The 16,842-nt window shown below is 64.3% G+C and carries 15 protein-coding genes; 6 read left to right on the top strand and 9 right to left on the bottom strand.

Annotated elements, in window-relative coordinates:
• From AC1D3B_RS29170 to AC1D3B_RS29200, 7 genes are all read right to left on the bottom strand, one after another.
• The coding region (locus AC1D3B_RS29170) for a citrate/2-methylcitrate synthase (protein ID WP_478194163.1) at nucleotides 1-258 on the bottom strand (258 nt) is incomplete at its 3' end.
• A 24-nt stretch (nucleotides 259-282) separates the two neighbouring features.
• Nucleotides 283-585, bottom strand: coding sequence for an FAD assembly factor SdhE (locus tag AC1D3B_RS29175; RefSeq protein WP_478194164.1), 303 nt, complete (start codon nucleotides 583-585; stop codon nucleotides 283-285).
• Between the two features lie 14 nt (nucleotides 586-599).
• A complete protein-coding gene (locus AC1D3B_RS29180; RefSeq protein WP_478194165.1) occupies nucleotides 600-1,301 on the bottom strand; it encodes a succinate dehydrogenase iron-sulfur subunit in 702 nt (233 codons plus the stop codon).
• Between the two features lie 31 nt (nucleotides 1,302-1,332).
• On the bottom strand, nucleotides 1,333-3,141 hold the full coding sequence (gene sdhA / locus AC1D3B_RS29185) for a succinate dehydrogenase flavoprotein subunit (RefSeq protein WP_478194166.1): 1,809 nt from the start codon (nucleotides 3,139-3,141) through the stop codon (nucleotides 1,333-1,335).
• An 87-nt stretch (nucleotides 3,142-3,228) separates the two neighbouring features.
• A complete protein-coding gene (gene sdhD / locus AC1D3B_RS29190) occupies nucleotides 3,229-3,594 on the bottom strand; it encodes a succinate dehydrogenase, hydrophobic membrane anchor protein (RefSeq protein WP_478194167.1) in 366 nt (121 codons plus the stop codon).
• Between the two features lie 13 nt (nucleotides 3,595-3,607).
• Nucleotides 3,608-4,054 carry a succinate dehydrogenase, cytochrome b556 subunit gene (gene sdhC / locus AC1D3B_RS29195; RefSeq protein ID WP_478194168.1) on the bottom strand — a complete coding sequence of 149 codons (447 nt, stop codon included), beginning with the start codon at nucleotides 4,052-4,054 and terminating at the stop codon, nucleotides 3,608-3,610.
• Nucleotides 4,055-4,269: 215 nt separating this feature from the next.
• On the bottom strand, nucleotides 4,270-5,031 hold the full coding sequence (locus AC1D3B_RS29200; protein WP_478194169.1) for a GntR family transcriptional regulator: 762 nt from the start codon (nucleotides 5,029-5,031) through the stop codon (nucleotides 4,270-4,272).
• Between the two features lie 192 nt (nucleotides 5,032-5,223).
• Between AC1D3B_RS29200 and AC1D3B_RS29205 the strand changes: the two genes are divergently transcribed.
• From AC1D3B_RS29205 to acnB, 5 genes are all read left to right on the top strand, one after another.
• Entirely contained in the window at nucleotides 5,224-6,210 is a 987-nt protein-coding gene (locus tag AC1D3B_RS29205; RefSeq protein WP_028248645.1) for a malate dehydrogenase, read from the top strand.
• A gap of 13 nt (nucleotides 6,211-6,223) precedes the next feature.
• The gene (tam, locus tag AC1D3B_RS29210; protein ID WP_478194170.1) at nucleotides 6,224-7,000 is read left to right on the top strand and encodes a trans-aconitate 2-methyltransferase; all 777 of its coding nucleotides are present in this window, start codon (nucleotides 6,224-6,226) and stop codon (nucleotides 6,998-7,000) included.
• A 7-nt stretch (nucleotides 7,001-7,007) separates the two neighbouring features.
• Nucleotides 7,008-8,018: an HpcH/HpaI aldolase/citrate lyase family protein gene (locus AC1D3B_RS29215; protein WP_478194171.1), complete on the top strand. Its 1,011-nt coding sequence runs from the start codon at nucleotides 7,008-7,010 to the stop codon at nucleotides 8,016-8,018.
• 27 nt (nucleotides 8,019-8,045) lie between these two features.
• Nucleotides 8,046-8,588 (top strand): hypothetical protein, encoded by a 543-nt coding sequence (locus AC1D3B_RS29220; RefSeq protein ID WP_478194172.1) that lies wholly within the window; start codon nucleotides 8,046-8,048, stop codon nucleotides 8,586-8,588.
• 65 nt (nucleotides 8,589-8,653) lie between these two features.
• On the top strand, nucleotides 8,654-11,239 hold the full coding sequence (gene acnB / locus AC1D3B_RS29225) for a bifunctional aconitate hydratase 2/2-methylisocitrate dehydratase (protein WP_478194173.1): 2,586 nt from the start codon (nucleotides 8,654-8,656) through the stop codon (nucleotides 11,237-11,239).
• Nucleotides 11,240-11,287: 48 nt separating this feature from the next.
• On the opposite strand, the gene AC1D3B_RS29230 is transcribed toward acnB, so the two are convergent.
• Nucleotides 11,288-12,112 carry a helix-turn-helix domain-containing protein gene (locus AC1D3B_RS29230; protein WP_478194174.1) on the bottom strand — a complete coding sequence of 275 codons (825 nt, stop codon included), beginning with the start codon at nucleotides 12,110-12,112 and terminating at the stop codon, nucleotides 11,288-11,290.
• 118 nt (nucleotides 12,113-12,230) lie between these two features.
• Here AC1D3B_RS29230 and AC1D3B_RS29235 point away from each other — a divergent pair, with 118 nt between their 5' ends.
• On the top strand, nucleotides 12,231-15,098 hold the full coding sequence (locus AC1D3B_RS29235) for an aconitate hydratase (protein WP_478194175.1): 2,868 nt from the start codon (nucleotides 12,231-12,233) through the stop codon (nucleotides 15,096-15,098).
• Nucleotides 15,099-15,131: 33 nt separating this feature from the next.
• Here the strand turns inward: AC1D3B_RS29235 and AC1D3B_RS29240 are convergent, their stop codons facing one another.
• Complete coding sequence (locus AC1D3B_RS29240; protein WP_478194176.1) at nucleotides 15,132-16,811, bottom strand: type IV secretory system conjugative DNA transfer family protein; 1,680 nt, start codon at nucleotides 16,809-16,811, stop codon at nucleotides 15,132-15,134.
• Between the last annotated feature and the right edge of the window lie 31 nt (nucleotides 16,812-16,842).

The raw sequence follows: 16,842 nt of genomic DNA on the forward strand, positions 1-16,842 counted from the left end.
GTCGCAGTTGGTCGCGAGTTGCTCGATGGGGTAGCCGCGGTACAGCAGTTCGCCCTTGTCGCCATCGATGTAGGTGATGGCGGACTCGCACGAAGCAGTCGACATGAAGCCCGGGTCGTAGGTGAACATGCCCGTCTGGGCGTAGAGCTYGCGGATRTCGATCACGTCGGGGCCCATCGTGCCCTTGTAGATCGGTAGCTCGACGTTCTGTCCGCCGTTACTGAACGACAGAGTGGCCTTGGTCTCGGAAGCTTTCATTTCGGGTGTCTTTCAAAGGATTGGTCAGGAGGATAAGGATTGCGCGCCGTCGGTACGCATCAACTGCAACAGTGCGATCACCCCGGCCTCGGCCCATGCGGGCTCGGGCTCCTTTCGCCGAAGCAGAAGGTCGAGCAGATCGTTGTCCGACAGATCCATCAATGTCTCCAGTGCCTGTGCCTGCCCGCGGGTCAGGCTTTCTTCGTGCCGTTCGAAAAAACGGGCAATGAACAGGTCATTCTCGAGCAGGCCGCGACGGCAACGCCATTTCAGCTTGCTCAGTGCACGCTCGCTGATCGGCTGGTCGAAGTCGTCGGTGGCTTGCATGGGTTCAAGTCTCACTAGATGGCGCGACGCACCATGAGTTCCTTGATCTTGCCGATTGCGCGGGTCGGGTTCAATCCCTTGGGGCACACGTCCACGCAATTCATGATCGTGTGGCAGCGGAACAGTCGGTACGGGTCTTCCAGGTTGTCCAGGCGGTCGCCGGTGGCTTCGTCCCGGCTGTCGGCGATGAAGCGGTAGGCCTGCAGCAGGCCGGCCGGGCCGACGAACTTATCGGGGTTCCACCAGAAGCTGGGGCAGCTCGTCGAGCAGCTTGCGCACAGGATGCACTCGTAGAGGCCGTTGAGCTCCTCGCGCTCCTCGGGCGACTGCAGGCGCTCCTTCTCGGGCGGCACAGTGTCGTTCTGCAGGTACGGCTTGATCGAGTTGTACTGCTTGAAGAACTGCGTCATGTCCACGATCAGGTCGCGGATCACCGGGAGGCCAGGCAGCGGCTTCAGGACGATCGTGCCCTTGAGCGTGAGCATGTTGGTGAGGCAGGCCAGACCGTTCTTGCCGTTGATGTTCATGGCGTCCGAGCCGCAGACGCCTTCGCGGCAGGAGCGGCGGAACGACAGTGTCGGGTCCTGCGCCTTGAGCTTCATGAGGGCGTCGAGCAGCATGCGCTCGTGGCCGTCGAGTTCGATCTCGACGGTCTGCATGTAGGGCTTGGCGTCCTTGTCCGGATCGTAGCGGTAGATTTGGAATGTGCGCTTCATCGTGATGACCTTGTAGTGCTTTCTCGTGGGCTCAGAACGTGCGGACCTTGGGCGGCACGGATGCGACTGTCAGCGGCTGCAGCTTGACGGGCTTGTACGAGAGGCGGTTGTCCTGGCTGTACCAGAGCGTGTGCTTCATCCAGTTGGCGTCGTCGCGGCCCAGCGGCGCGACGGGGTCGTCGGCCGGGCGTTCGTAGTCTTCGACCGTGTGGGCACCACGGCATTCCTTGCGTGCGGCAGCCGACACCATCGTGGCCTGCGCCACTTCGATCAGGTTGTCGACTTCCAGCGCCTCGATGCGCGCCGTGTTGAACACACGCGACTTGTCCTTGAGCGTGACTGCGGCGACGCGCTCGCGCACGGCGGCGATCTTCTGGACCCCTTCGTCCATCGATGCCTGCTTGCGGAACACGGCGGCGTGCTGCTGCATGACCGCGCGGATCTCGTTCGCCACGTCCTGCGCGTATTCGCCACTGGTGGAGCTTTCGAGCTGGTTGAGGCGCTCCAGTGTGCGGTCGGCCGCATCGGCCGGGAGTTCCTTGTGTTCCTTGAGCTTGTCGTTGAACTGGACGATGTGGTTGCCGGCCGCGCGGCCGAACACCAGCAGGTCGAGCAGGGAGTTGGTGCCCAGCCGGTTGGCGCCGTGCACGCTCACGCAGGAGCATTCGCCCACGGCGTAGAGGCCATGGACCACGGCGCTGTTTTCTTCGCCCTTCTGGATGACGACCTGGCCGTTGATGTTGGTGGGGATGCCGCCCATCTGGTAGTGGATGGTGGGCACGACCGGGATCGGCTCCTTGGTGATGTCGACGTTGGCGAAGTTGATGCCGATCTCGTACACCGAAGGCAGGCGCTTGTGGATCGTCTCGGCACCGAGGTGATCCAGCTTGAGCAGCACGTAGTCCTTGTTCGGACCGCAGCCGCGGCCTTCCTTGATTTCCTGGTCCATCGAACGCGAGACGAAGTCGCGAGGTGCGAGATCCTTCAGCGTGGGGGCGTAGCGCTCCATGAAGCGTTCGCCGTTGCTGTTCAGCAGGATCGCGCCTTCGCCGCGGCAACCTTCCGTCAGCAGGACGCCGGCGCCGGCAACGCCGGTCGGGTGGAACTGCCAGAACTCCATGTCCTGCAGCGGGATGCCAGCGCGTGCGGCCATGCCGAGGCCGTCGCCGGTATTGATGAAGGCGTTGGTCGAAGCCGCGAAGATGCGGCCCGCACCGCCGGTGGCCAGCAGCACGGTCTTGGCCTGCAGGATGTGCAGGTCGCCGGTTTCCATTTCGAGTGCGGTCACGCCGACCACGTCGCCTTCGGCGTCGCGGATCAGGTCCAGCGCCATCCATTCGACGAAGAACTGCGTGCGTGCTTCGACGTTCTTCTGATAGAGCGTGTGCAGCATCGCGTGGCCGGTACGGTCGGCGGCCGCGCAGGCGCGCTGGACCGGCTTCTCACCGTAGTTTGCCGTGTGGCCGCCGAAGGGGCGCTGGTAGATGGTGCCGTCCGGGTTGCGGTCGAAGGGCATGCCGAAGTGCTCGAGCTCGTACACGACCTTCGGTGCTTCGCGGCACATGAACTCGATCGCGTCCTGGTCGCCGAGCCAGTCGGAGCCCTTGATCGTGTCGTAGAAGTGATAGTGCCAGTTGTCCTCGCTCATGTTGCCGAGGGAGGCGCCGACGCCGCCTTGCGCAGCGACCGTGTGCGAGCGGGTCGGGAACACTTTGGAGAGCACGGCCACGTTGAGGCCGGCGCGTGCGAGTTGCAGCGAGGCGCGCATGCCGGAGCCGCCGGCACCGATGATGACGACGTCGAACTTCCGCTTTGTGATTTGTTCTTTGGTGTAGGTCATGGGGTCAGGACTCCTGCCGGGCCGCCCCAAGGGAGGCCTCGCCCCCGCGGGGGGCAGCGATTACGTGAAACGAAAAGCTGGGGGGCATCAGACCCTCCAGAGCACTTGAATGGCCCAACCCGCGCACGCTACAAGCCAGACGATCGTGAAAACCTGGCACGCGAGGCGGATGCCGACTGGCTGGACGTAGTCCATCCAGATATCGCGCATGCCGACCCAGACGTGATAGAGCACCGAGGCGATCACCACGAAGGTGAGGACCTTCATCCATTGCGCGGCGAAGATGCCGGCCCACGCGTCGTAGCCGACCGGCCCGCGCGTGAATATCACCTGCGCGAGCAGGATGATGGTGAAGAGCGCCATCAAGGCGCCGGTGATGCGCTGGCTGAGCCAGTCGCGCATGCCGTAGTGCGCGCCGACGACGGTGCGCTTGGAGCCGTAGTTCACAGACATGTCGTGCTCCTTCTCAGTACAGGCCGAACAGCTTGGCGCCGAGGACGATGGTCAGCAGGATGCTGATCGCCAGCGTTGCGAGGGCCGAGCTGTGCCCGAATTCCTTGCTCACCGCGGCGTGGCTCACGTCCATCCACAAGTGCCGCAGGCCGGCGATGAAGTGATGGAGGTAGGCCCAGATCAATGCGAGCGCGACCAGCTTCAGAAACCAGCCCGGAACAAAACCAAGGCCGCTGTTGAAGGCGGCCTTGAAGCGGGCATACGAGATCTCGGAGGACACGGAGGTGTCGAACATCCAGATGATGAAGGGCAGCAACAGGAACATGAGGGCACCGCTCACGCGGTGCAGGATCGACACGAGGCCGGCCGGCGGAAGCCGATAGGTGGTCAGGTCGGTGAATGCGTTGATGTTGCGGAACTCGCGCCGCGCTGGTCTTGGTGGTGTGGCCATCTCTGTCATGGGGACTTTCAGTTTTTTTCGAGGGGCGGCTTGATCTGTAGCAGAAATGCAAACGACTCAAAATTCTATTGCAACGCAGCAGACTTGTTGCTCGCCCCCAGGCTTGCCACACTTCGTGTGGCCGCCCACCCCCTGCCGGGGGCGCTGCCAGAGGCCCGGCGGAGCCGGTTCCTCGGCCGCTCCGGTGGCGCCTGGTCATTTGCGGGCTTGCGAAATCATCCGAGTTCGTTTCTGTAGTGGTGGGTGTCGGTGCGATAGAGGCCGCGGCGCAGTTCCATGGGGGTGTCGTGATAGGTGTGTGCGACGCGCTCGACACTCAGGAGGGGTGTCGCGGTGGAGATGGCGAGCAGGGCGGCTTGTTCTTCGTCGGGGAGCACGGCGCGGATCTTCTCTTCGGCGCGCACCATGCGCACGCCGAATTCGGTCTCGAACAGCGAGTACATCGGACCATGCCATGCCGTAAGGCGCTCTGCGGTGAGGCCTTTGAAGGGGGCGCCGGGCAGCCAGAGGTCTTCGAGGATGGTCGGCGTACCGCGGTACGCGAGCACGCGCCGGACTTGCAGCACCGGATCGCCAGTTCGCAATGCGAGCGCACGTGCCACGTCGGCGGCGGCGCGCTGGCGGCGGCAATCGACGATCTCGCGCTCGGCAGGGCCTTCGCTGTCGACGTCGCCGCTGTCCGGCACCAGCTTCAGGAACCTGTACTGCACGTATTGCTCGGCGTGCGTCGCGACGAAGGTGCCCTTGCCCTGGCGGCGAACCACGAGGTTCTCGGCTGCGAGTTCGTCGATCGCCTTGCGTACGGTGCCCTGGCTCACGCGGAAGCGCGCGGCGAGGTCGATTTCGCTGGGGATCGGCTCTCCCGGCTTCCATTCGCCGGCATGCAGGCTCTGCAGGATCAGCGATTTGATCTGCTGGTAGAGCGGACTGAACGACGGTGTCGAGAGCTCCGCGATGGCTGTGGGGGAGGTGGTCATGGGGTACGTCGGCACACCGCGACGGTGTCTTCAAGTCGACATCTTATATAAGACATAAGACAGGCGCCATCGAATCCGCAAATCGGCATAAAATCAAAAACGGCCTGAAGCCCGGGGCCACTGTCCCGGGCCGACCTGGTGGCCGCACTCCGCGGCCGTGCACCGTTTCCCATCATTTCCTGGAGTTTTCCCATGAGCAAAAAGCCTGTTCGCGTTGCCGTCACCGGTGCCGCTGGCCAAATCGGTTACGCCCTGCTGTTCCGCATCGCCTCCGGCGAAATGCTCGGCAAGGACCAGCCGGTCATCCTGCAACTGCTCGAGATCCCGGACGAGAAGGCCCAGAAGGCGCTCAAGGGCGTCATCATGGAACTCGAGGACTGTGCATTCCCGCTGCTCGCAGGCGTAGTCCCCACCGGCGATCCGCTGGTCGCCTTCAAGGATGCCGACTACGCACTGCTGGTGGGTGCCCGTCCGCGCGGCCCTGGCATGGAGCGCGCCGACCTGCTGGCCGCCAACGCCCAGATCTTCACGGCACAAGGCAAGGCGCTGGACCAGGTCGCGAGCCGCAACGTCAAGGTACTGGTGGTCGGCAACCCCGCCAACACCAATGCCTACATCGCGATGAAGAGCGCACCGAGCCTGCCGCGAAAGAACTTCACCGCCATGCTGCGCCTCGACCACAACCGCGCTGCCAGCCAGATCGCCGCCAAGACCGGCACTGCCGTGGGCGACATCGAGAAGCTCACCGTCTGGGGCAATCATTCGCCTACGATGTACGCCGACTACCGCTTTGCCACCGTCGGCGGCAAGAGCGTCAAGGACCTCATCAACGACCAGGTCTGGAATGCCGACGTGTTCCTGCCGACCGTCGGCAAGCGCGGTGCAGCGATCATCGAGGCACGCGGCCTGTCGTCGGCCGCCTCGGCCGCCAACGCCGCCATCGACCACATGCGCGACTGGGCCCTGGGCTCGAACGGCAAGTGGGTCACGATGGGCATCCCGTCGGATGGCCAGTACGGCATTCCGAAGGACGTGATCTTCGGCTTTCCGGTCACCACCGAAAACGGCGAGTACAAGCTGGTCGAAGGCCTCGACATCGACGCATTCAGCCAGGAGCGGATCAACAAGACGCTCAAGGAACTGCAAGATGAACAGGCCGGCGTCGCGCATCTGCTCTAAGTAAGCATTTCGAATGCTCGACTGGAATCCCGCGCTCTATCGTCGCTTCGAGGACGAGCGCACGCGCCCGGCGGCAGAGCTGCTGGCGCGCGTTCCGCTGACCGAAGCGGCCCATGTGGTCGATCTCGGTTGCGGCCCGGGCAATTCCACCGAGCTGCTCGTGCAGCGTTTTGCCGGCGCTGCCGTTGTCGGCACCGACAACTCCGAGGCCATGCTGGCGAGCGCGCGTGAGCGGCTGCCGCAAGCCCGCTTCGAATGCAGCGACATCGCGACCTGGCAGCCCGAGGTGCCGCCCGATCTCATCTACGCCAATGCCGCCCTCCAATGGGTGCCCAACCACGAGGCGCTGATACCGAGGCTCTTCGCCGCGCTGGCACCGGGCGGCGTGCTGGCGATCCAGATGCCCGACAACCGTCAGGAGCCGACGCATCGCCTGATGCGCGAGGTCGCGGCCGAGGCGCCTTGGGCTATTGCCATCGGCAACGCCGACAAGCTGCGCACGCTACTGCTGTCGATCGACGGTTACTACGACCTGCTTGCTGGCGATGCAGCCAAGGTCGATGTCTGGCGCACTGCCTATCACCACCCCATGGCCTCCGCGGCCGCCATCGTCGAATGGGTGAGCGGCACCGGGCTGAAGCCCTTCGTCGATCGCCTGACGCCCGAATTGCGTAGCAGCTACCTGGCCGAGTACGAAAAACGCATCGCGACGGCCTATCCGCCGCGCAGCGACGGCCGCTTGCTGCTGGCCTTCCCGCGCATGTTCATCGTGGCGCAGCGGAAGGCGTGAGCACCGAATGAGCGCATCACAATCCCCTGGCCTTCATCCACGCGAGGTGCTGCTCGGCGCGCAGGCCGGCGCGGTGGTGCTGCCTGTCTGCGACCACTACAGCGGTGTCGAAGCGCGCATGCGCAAGAGCCTTGCGCTGCAGGCCGAGATGGCGGCGGAGTTCGGCGCGTGCGTCTTCGATGTGACGCTCGACTGCGAGGATGGCGCTCCGGTAGGTGGCGAGGCTGAGCATGCAGCGCTGGTTGCCGAACTTGCGCTGTCCGCGGCATCCGGCATGCGCGTTGGCGCGCGGGTCCATCCGGTCGATCATCCCAGCTTTGCAGGCGACGTCATCACGATCGCTGGGCGCGCCGGTCATCGCCTGAGCCATCTGATGGTGCCCAAGGTCGAGTCGATCGACGACGTTCGCGATGCGGTCGAAGCGCTCGATGCCGCCGGCGCCGAAGCGCTCCCCTTGCATGTGCTGATCGAATCCCCGCTGGCTGTTCATCGCGCCTTCGAGATCGCCGCACACCCGCGCGTGCAGTCGCTCAGTTTCGGCTTGATGGATTTCGTGTCGTCCCACGGTGGCGCGATTCCAGCCGAGGGCATGGGCGCCGCAGGGCAGTTCTCGCACCCCTTGGTTGTGCGCGCCAAACTGGACATCGCTTCCGCCGCCCATGCATATGGCAAGGTGCCCTCGCACTGCGTCGTGACCGAGTTCAACGACATCGAGGCGATGCGTGCCGCGGCAAGAAAAGCGGCCAGCGAATTCGGCTACACGCGCATGTGGAGCATCCACCCGAACCAGATCCGCCCGATCCTCGAGGCTTTTGCGCCCGACGACCGGCAGATTCAAATCGCTACAAAAATCACCGCTGCTGCCGCTTCGGCGGCGTGGGCGCCGGTCAGCATCGATGGCACATTGCATGACCGCGCCAGTTACCGCCATTTCTGGCAGGTTCTGGAGCGGGCGCACGCCACGGGCCGCACTTTGCCTCCCGAAGCGCAAGCGTGGTTTGCGCCCTCTTCATCCTGAAACCCAACTCTCGAAAGAATCTCCACCATGAAGACAATTGCGCTGATCGCCGCCGCTGCCTTGGCAATCCCGCTGGCAGCAACGGCCCAGACCGCCACGCCGCCGCAGGGCAACAAGCCGAAAGTCACCCACAAGGTGCTGCCCAAGAAGATTGTCAAGAAGCTGGAAGAAAAGCAGCCGATCGTCGAGGAGACCGATGTCACCTTGACCGCCGAGGACCTGAAGGTCGCCGAACGTGTCTACACGGGCATGATCAAGTGCGAGCTCGGCGCCAGCGTCGACATCGTGGCCGACGTGAAGAAGCCCGGCTTCTTCACGCTGACGCACGCCAACGTTCGCTATCGCCTGCACCCGGTCGAAAGCCGCACGGGCGCGATCCGCCTGGAAGACCCGCGCCAGGGCGCCATGTGGCTGCAACTGGGCAACAAGTCCATGTTGATGAGCCAGAAGCAGGGCCTGCGTCTCGCTGACGAGTGCCAGGCCGCCAAGCAGGCGGAGTTCGCTGAAGACATGAAGAAGAACCCGCCCAAGAGCCTGTTCGACGATTCGGCGTCCACGACCAAGCAGTAAGTCAAGGCGCGGCTCTTGCTTGTCGCGGGAGCCGCCCGCCCATTTGTGTTTCCGGAGAAAAGAAGATGTTGCAAGCCTACGTTGACCATGTCGCCGAGCGCGCCGCGCTCGGCATCCCGCCCCTGCCGCTCACTGCCAAGCAGACCGCCGAGCTGATCGAGCTCATGAAGTCGCCGGCCGTTGCCGACGCCGAGTTCCTGCTCAACCTGCTGACGCACCGCGTGCCCGCGGGCGTGGACGACGCGGCCAAGGTCAAGGCGAGCTATCTGGCCGCCGTGGCGCATGGCACCGAAAAGAGCCTGCTGCTGACGCGCGCTCGCGCGACCGAACTGCTCGGCACCATGCTCGGCGGCTACAACATTGGACCCCTGGTGGACCTGCTGGACGATGCCGAAGTCGGTGCCGTCGCGGCCGAAGGCCTCAAGAAGACGCTGCTGATGTTCGACCAGTTCCACGACGTCAAGGAAAAGGCCGACGCGGGCAATGCCAACGCAAAGGCGGTGCTGCAAAGCTGGGCCGATGCCGAATGGTTCACCAGCCGTCCTGAAGTGCCGGAAAGCATCACCGTCAGCATCTTCAAGGTGGCGGGCGAAATCAACACCGACGACCTGTCGCCCGCGCCGGACGCGACGACGCGTCCGGACATCCCCATGCACGCACTCGCGATGCACAAGAACGCGCGCCCCGGCATCGTTCCCGAGGAAGACGGCAAGCGCGGCCCGGTGAAGTTCATCGAAGACCTGCGCGCGCGCGGCCACCTGGTGGCCTACGCCGGCGACGTGGTCGGCACGGGCTCGTCGCGCAAGAGCGCAACCAACTCGGTTCTGTGGTTCACCGGCGAGGACATCCCCTACGTGCCGAACAAGCGCTTCGGCGGCGTCTGCCTGGGCGGCAAGATCGCCCCGATCTTCTACAACACGATGGAAGACTCCGGCGCGTTGCCGATCGAGCTCGACGTCAGCCAGATGAACATGGGCGACGTCGTCGAACTGCGTCCCTACGAAGGCAAGGCGCTCAAGGACGGCAAGGTGATCGCCGAGTTCTCCGTCAAGAGCGACGTGCTGTTCGACGAAGTGCGTGCTGGCGGCCGCATTCCGCTGATCATCGGACGCGGCCTTACGGCCAAGGCGCGTGAGGCGCTGGGCCTGCCCGCCTCGACGCTGTTCCGCCTGCCGGTCAGCCCGGTCGACACCAAGAAGGGCTTCTCTCTCGCTCAGAAGATGGTCGGCCGTGCCTGCGGTCTGCCGGAAGGCCAGGGCGTGCGCCCCGGCACCTACTGCGAGCCGAAGATGACCTCGGTCGGCAGCCAGGACACCACCGGCCCGATGACCCGCGACGAACTGAAGGACCTGGCCTGCCTGGGCTTCAGCGCCGACCTCGTGATGCAATCGTTTTGCCACACGGCGGCGTACCCGAAGAAGGTCGACGTCAAGATGCACCACGAACTGCCAGAGTTCATGGCAACGCGCGGCGGCGTCTCGCTGCGTCCGGGCGACGGCGTGATCCACAGTTGGCTCAATCGCCTGCTGACGCCTGACACGGTCGGCACGGGCGGCGACAGCCACACGCGCTTCCCGATCGGCATCAGCTTCCCGGCGGGTTCGGGCCTCGTGGCCTTCGCGGCTGCGACCGGCGTGATGCCGCTCGACATGCCCGAATCGGTGCTGGTGCGCTTCAAGGGCAAGATGCAGCCGGGCGTGACCTTGCGCGACCTGGTCAACGCGATCCCGCTTTACGCGATCAAGCAAGGCCTGCTGACGGTCGAGAAGAAGGGCAAGAAGAACATCTTCTCGGGCCGCATCCTCGAAATCGAAGGTCTGCCGGACCTCAAGGTCGAACAGGCCTTCGAACTCAGCGACGCCTCGGCAGAACGTTCGGCCGCTGGCTGCACAGTGCACCTGAACAAGGAACCGATCATCGAATACATCAACAGCAACATCACGCTGATGCGCTGGATGATCGCCGAAGGCTACGCCGATGGCCGCACGCTGGCCCGCCGCATCGCCGCACAGGAAGCCTGGCTGAAGGACCCGCAGCTGCTCAAGGGCGACGCCGACGCCGACTACGCCGCCGTGATCGAGATCGACCTGGCCGACATCCACGAGCCGATCGTGGCCTGCCCGAACGATCCTGACGACGTGAAGACGCTGTCGGATGTGGCCGGCGCCGCGATCGACGAAGTCTTCATCGGTTCGTGCATGACCAACATCGGCCACTTCCGCGCAGCGTCGAAGCTGCTCGAAGGCAAGCGCGACATTCCCGTCAAGCTGTGGATCGCGCCACCGACCAAGATGGATGCGCAGCAACTGACCGAGGAAGGCCACTACGGCGTGTTCGGCAATGCCGGCGCGCGCACCGAGATGCCCGGCTGCTCGCTGTGCATGGGCAACCAGGCACAGGTGCGAGAGGGCGCGACGGTGATGTCGACCAGCACGCGCAATTTCCCGAACCGGCTGGGCAAGAACGCCAACGTGTACCTCGGCAGCGCCGAGCTCGCCGCCATCTGCTCACGCCTCGGCCGCATCCCGACCCGCGAGGAGTACATGACCAACGTCGGCGTGCTCGACGCTTCCAGCGAACAGATCTACCAGTACCTGAACTTCGACAAGATCGACGAGTACAAGGACATCGCTGCGTCCGTCGCTGCCTGACAGCATCGATGCCGCGATCAAGCCCCGCCATGGCGGGGCTTTTTTTCGTCAGGCCGGTGGCTCGGCCAGCGCTGCGAGCGCCTTCGCTGTCTGCGCATCGGCCGGGAAGAATGACTCCACCGCCAGCTCCTGCAGGGTGACGTCGACCGGTGTGCCGAAGATCGTGGTGGTGCTGATGAAGCTCAGCAAGCCGCTGGGCGTCACGAGCTGGAACGGCACGACCACATTGGCAAGCTCGCCGCCGGCCGCCGGCGTGTCGTGGCTGACACTGGGAACCGGATAGGCGGCCAGTTCGTCGTGCAACGCAGCCAGTGTGGCATCGCCGGTGGCGGCAATCTGCTGCTGCAGCCGTTCGAGCAGGTGCGCGCGCCATTGCGCCAGGTTGGCGATCCGCGAGGCCAGGCCCTCCGGGTGCAGGCTGAGCCGGAGCACGTTGATCGGCGGCTTGAGGAGTTCGGGCGCCGCCCCGGCCATCAGCAAGGGCACCAGGGCGTTGTGCGCCACCAGGTTCCAGTGGCGATCCACCGCCAGCGCCGGAAAGGGCTCGTGGCCCTTGAGCACCAGATCGACCGCCCGCCGCGCCGCCGCCAGTGCCGGATCGTCCAGCGAGCGCTGGCGATACATCGGCGCGTAGCCAGCCGCGACCAGCAGGGCGTTGCGTTCCCGCAGCGGCACCTCGAGCCGCTCCGCGAGGCGCAGCACCATCTCGCGGCTGGGCTCGGCGCGGCCGGTCTCGACGTAGCTGAGATGCCGCGTCGAAACCTGTGCTTCGTTGGCCAGATCGAGCTGGCTGAGCCGGCGATGCTGGCGCCAGTGGCGAAGATGGGTTCCGAACGGATCGGCGGCGGTCGGCGGGGCGCTTTGGATGCTCATGGGCAGCATCCTAGTGAAGGCCGGAGGAGATGCCATGACCTCTCACGTCATGCCTGTACCGATGTCATCGAACCCTGCTATCTTTGAGGAGCTTCCACGAAACACAAGGAGTTTCCTCATGGCCAAAGAACCGGCACACGCCTTTGCCCCGATGCTGAAAACCTTCAGGACTGCTTCGGGCAAGTCCGGCAAGTACTGGTCGCTCAAGGAACTCGCCAAGCAGTATCCCAACGTCGACAAGCTGCCGGTGTCGATCCGTATCGTTCTCGAATCGGTGCTGCGCAATTGCGACGGCCAGAAGGTCACTGCGGAACACGTCGAGCAACTCGCGAACTGGTCACCCAATGCCGAGCGCACGGACGAGGTGCCTTTCGTCGTGACACGCGTGGTGCTGCAGGACTTCACCGGGGTACCTCTCCTGGCCGACCTGGCCGCGATGCGCAGCGTGGCGCAGTCGCTGGGCAAGTCGCCCAAGACCATCGAGCCCCTCGTGCCCGTGGACCTCGTGGTCGACCACTCGGTGATGGTGGACTACTACGGCACGCCCAAGGCACTCGACCTCAACATGAAGCTCGAGTTCCAGCGCAACAACGAACGCTACCAGTTCATGAAATGGGGTATGCAGGCCTTCGACACCTTCGGCGTGGTGCCGCCCGGATTCGGCATCGTCCACCAGGTCAACCTCGAATACTTTGCGCGCGGCGTGTACAAGAGCCCGCACGACAAGGGCGACCCGCCGGTCTACTACCCCGATTCGCTGGTCGGCACCGACAGCCACACGACGATGATCAACGGCATCGGCGTCGTCGGCTGGGGCGTCGGGGGCATCGAGGCCGAGGCCGCGATGCTGGGCCAGCCGGTCTACATGCTCACGCCGGACGTGGTTGGTTTCGAACTCACCGGCAAGCTGCGCGAGGGGGTGACGGCGACCGACCTGGTCCTCTACGTCACCGCCATCCTGCGTGGCGAGAAGGTGGTCGGCAAGTTCGTCGAGTTCTTTGGCCCGGGTGCTGCTTCCATTGCCGTGCCCGACCGCGCGACCATCGGCAACATGGCGCCCGAATACGGCGCGACCATGGGCTTCTTCCCGGTCGACGAAATGACTGTCGCCTATTTCAAGGGCACCGGCCGCACCGACGCCGAGATCGAGCGCTTCGAGGCCTACTACAAGGCGCAGGGATTGTTCGGCATGCCGGCGCCCGGCGAGCTTGAATACACCAAGGTCGTCAAGCTCGACCTGGGCACCGTTTCGCCGAGCCTGGCCGGTCCCAAGCGGCCGCAGGATCGCATCGACCTGGGGCACCTGGCGACCAAGTTCTCCGAGCTGTACAGCAAGCCGAACGAGGCCAATGGCTTCAACCAGCCGGCCGACACGCTGAAGATGCGCTACCCGCTGACCCAAGGTGGCAGCGACGGTGAGCAGGAAATTGCACCGCCGCCGCCCGGCGCACCCAGGCAGGTGGAGGAGATGGTCGCGAATCGCTCGACCAAGGCCGCAGCCCATGTGGGCGCGACCGCGCCGGCCGCGCCCAAGGGCCAGGTGACGATCGGCAACGGCGACGTGCTGATCGCCGCCATCACCTCCTGTACCAACACCTCGAATCCGAGCGTGATGCTGGCCGCTGGCCTGCTGGCGAAGAAGGCGGTCGAGGCCGGCCTCACGGTCAAGCCGCACGTCAAGACCTCGCTGGCCCCCGGTTCGCGCATCGTGACCGAGTACCTCGAGAAGGCCGGCCTGCTGCCGTACCTCGAGAAACTGGGCTTCTACCTGGCCGGCTATGGCTGTACGACCTGCATCGGCAACGCGGGCGACCTCACGCCCGAGATCAACGAGGTCATCACCAAGAACAACCTGATCGGCGCTGCGGTGCTGTCGGGCAATCGCAACTTCGAGGCCCGCATCCATCCCAACCTCAAGGCGAACTTCCTGGCCTCGCCGCCGCTGGTGGTGGCCTATGCGATCGCAGGCAATGTGATGGTCGACCTGATGACCCAGCCAGTGGGCAAGGGCAAGAAGGGCCAGGACGTGTACCTCGGCGACATCTGGCCCAGCATGAAGGAGATCGATGACAACCTGCGCTTCGCGATGAACGCGAAGGCCTTCCGCCAGAACTACGAGCAGATCAAGGACAACCCGGGCAAGCTGTGGAGCAGCATCAAGGGCACGGCGGGCCAGGTCTACGACTGGCCCAAGTCCACCTACATCGCCGAGCCTCCGTTCTTCGAGGGCTTCAAGATGAAGCCGCACGCGGCGGACGCCGGCTTCACGGGCGCGCGCATCATGGCGCTGTTCGGCGACTCGATCACGACCGATCACATCTCGCCGGCAGGCTCCATCAAGGAAAGCTCGCCGGCCGGCATCTGGCTCAAGGCGCACGGCGTATCGAAGGCAGACTTCAATAGTTACGGTTCGCGCCGCGGCAACCATGACGTGATGATGCGCGGCACCTTCGCGAATGTGCGCATCAAGAACCTCATGATTCCCGCCGGGCCGGACGGCTCGCGCGAGGAGGGCGGCCTGACGCTCTTCCAGCCGGGCAACGAGAAGATGTTCATCTACGACGCGGCCATGAAGTACATGAAGCAGGGCGTACCGACGGTGGTCTTCGGCGGCGAGGAATACGGCACCGGGTCCTCGCGCGACTGGGCCGCCAAGGGCACGCAGTTGCTGGGCATCAAGGCCGTGGTCGCGCGCAGCTTCGAGCGCATCCACCGCGCCAACCTGGTCGGCATGGGTGTGCTGCCGCTGCAGTTCCGCGGTGCCGATTCGTGGGAGAGCCTCGGCCTCACGGGCGACGAGAAGATCGACGTGGTCATCGGCGGAGAACTCAAGCCGCAGATGGATGTGAAGATCGTCGTTCATCGTCCGGACGGCAGCCACCAGGAGGCGACGGTCCGGCTTCGCATCGACACGCCGATCGAAGTCGACTACTACAAGCACGGCGGGATCCTGCCGTTTGTGCTGCGCCAACTGCTCGCCGCGTAGGCGGTATAGCGGGCGCCTTCGCCGGCGCCCGCGTCAGATATCCAAGGCGGGAATCTCCACCTTGGGTAGCAGGCGCTCCGTGAAGTAGCGGTCCTGGTAGTAGCGGATCTTTTCGCACATCACGGGATGAGGAATGCCTTCGTACAGGAAGACCTCCTTCTCCGGCCCCATGGCCTTCAGCTCCTGCGGCAACATCAAGGCTCGCCGTTCCTCGGTATGGCTGCGCGAGACGTCGCCCCGGCTTCGCGTCAGGTTCTGCTTGCGCACGGTCGTGTAGCCCAGCATGTCGGAGTAGTCGTTCGCGTCTTGCTGCTCGCGCGGCGCAAAGACGATCTGCAAGGCATGGTTGGTGATCAGGGTGCGCCCGACTTCCTTGCCATAGGTCGCGTCGAGCTGTGCCACGCTCTGGATGATGGGCAGCAGCCGGATGTTGTAGCCGGCCATGTACGACACGGCGCTCGCAATGATCTCCACCTTGCCGATGGCCGTGAATTCGTCCATCAACAACAGGCACTGATGTTTCAGGGCCGGATTGTTCTGTGGCAACTCGCGGGTGTTGAGATTGATCAACTGGCTGAAGAAGAGGTTCACGATCAACCGGCTCTCCGCCAGCTTGTTGGGCTGGATGCCGATGTAGATCGTCATCTTCCTGCGCCGCACATCCGTCAGGAGGAAATCATCGGCACTGGTCGCTGCATCGAGCACCGGATTGATCCAGGCGTTGAGCGGCTCCTTGAACGAACCCAGGATCGACGCAAAGGTCTCGTTCGCCTGCGACAGCAGGTTCGCAAAGGCTGATCTCGCGGGGTCGCTCAGGAAGGGCTGCCCGGCGAGGCGCTGGTAGAACTCGCGAAGGTCACCACCGTCGCCCGACGACAGCCGGTAGACGTTGCCCAACGTGCGCGCAACTCGAATCTCATCCGCGAGCCTGTTCCTTTCGTCGTCCTCCCATTTCTCGAAGAGGTACAACGTAAAGGCCATGAAGGCGTTGCGAGCCTGGCTGACCCAGAATTTCTGGTCGTCCGATCCGTCCGGGTAGAGCATCGTCGCGATGCCCATCAGGTCGGACACGCGGAAGGCGGGGTCGGTCGAGACGTAGCTCAAAGGATTCCAGCGATGTGTTCGGCGGTCTTCCGCGAACGGGTTGAACAGGAATACGACTTGGCCCTGGCTGGCTCGCCAGCCGCTGGTGAGTTCGTAGTTCTCCTGCTTGATATCGAGGACCACCATGGATTCCTGGTAGTCCAGCAGATTGGGTATCACCACGCCCACGCCCTTGCCAGAGCGCGTCGGCGCAGCCAGGATCACGAACTGCTGGCCGCCAAGGCGAAGCAGTTCATTCCTGAATTTGCCGACCAGGATGCCGTCGCTTGACGGATTGAACATCCCGCATCGCTTCAGATCGCCGGCGTTTGCGAAGCGGGCATCGCCATGAATCGAAGGCGCCTTCCTCCGGGCGAGCAGGAGCAGCGAAGCGAACCAGAGCGCGAGCGGCAGGCCGAACCCCACATAGCCGGCCCAACGGATGCGGCCGGCATAGGTTTGTACCTGCGGTAAATCCAGCGCCCTGACGTAGGCCAGGTAGGTGTCCCACTGGAGGGATGCCGTGCCGAGCTTGAGCAATAGCAGAGTGCCGAACCCTGCGAGGTAGTTGCCTGCGACGACAGCCCCCAGGCACAGGCCCATGGCCGCGCACCATTTGATTTTGTTCACGAGACTTTCCTCCAATGGATGCCGTGAACAA

This window comes from Variovorax sp. P5_A3 (assembly GCF_056400665.1).

Excerpts from the sequence above, each read along its gene's own strand:
- AC1D3B_RS29175 (WP_478194164.1), bottom strand. The coding sequence starts at position 585 with ATGCAAGCCACCGACGACTTCGACCAGCCGATCAGCGAGCGTGCACTG.
- AC1D3B_RS29180 (WP_478194165.1), bottom strand. The coding sequence starts at position 1,301 with ATGAAGCGCACATTCCAAATCTACCGCTACGATCCGGACAAGGACGCC.
- sdhA (WP_478194166.1), bottom strand. The coding sequence starts at position 3,141 with ATGACCTACACCAAAGAACAAATCACAAAGCGGAAGTTCGACGTCGTC.
- sdhD (WP_478194167.1), bottom strand. The coding sequence starts at position 3,594 with ATGTCTGTGAACTACGGCTCCAAGCGCACCGTCGTCGGCGCGCACTAC.
- sdhC (WP_478194168.1), bottom strand. The coding sequence starts at position 4,054 with ATGACAGAGATGGCCACACCACCAAGACCAGCGCGGCGCGAGTTCCGC.
- AC1D3B_RS29200 (WP_478194169.1), bottom strand. The coding sequence starts at position 5,031 with ATGACCACCTCCCCCACAGCCATCGCGGAGCTCTCGACACCGTCGTTC.
- AC1D3B_RS29205 (WP_028248645.1), top strand. The coding sequence starts at position 5,224 with ATGAGCAAAAAGCCTGTTCGCGTTGCCGTCACCGGTGCCGCTGGCCAA.
- tam (WP_478194170.1), top strand. The coding sequence starts at position 6,224 with ATGCTCGACTGGAATCCCGCGCTCTATCGTCGCTTCGAGGACGAGCGC.
- AC1D3B_RS29215 (WP_478194171.1), top strand. The coding sequence starts at position 7,008 with ATGAGCGCATCACAATCCCCTGGCCTTCATCCACGCGAGGTGCTGCTC.
- AC1D3B_RS29220 (WP_478194172.1), top strand. The coding sequence starts at position 8,046 with ATGAAGACAATTGCGCTGATCGCCGCCGCTGCCTTGGCAATCCCGCTG.
- acnB (WP_478194173.1), top strand. The coding sequence starts at position 8,654 with ATGTTGCAAGCCTACGTTGACCATGTCGCCGAGCGCGCCGCGCTCGGC.
- AC1D3B_RS29230 (WP_478194174.1), bottom strand. The coding sequence starts at position 12,112 with ATGAGCATCCAAAGCGCCCCGCCGACCGCCGCCGATCCGTTCGGAACC.
- AC1D3B_RS29235 (WP_478194175.1), top strand. The coding sequence starts at position 12,231 with ATGGCCAAAGAACCGGCACACGCCTTTGCCCCGATGCTGAAAACCTTC.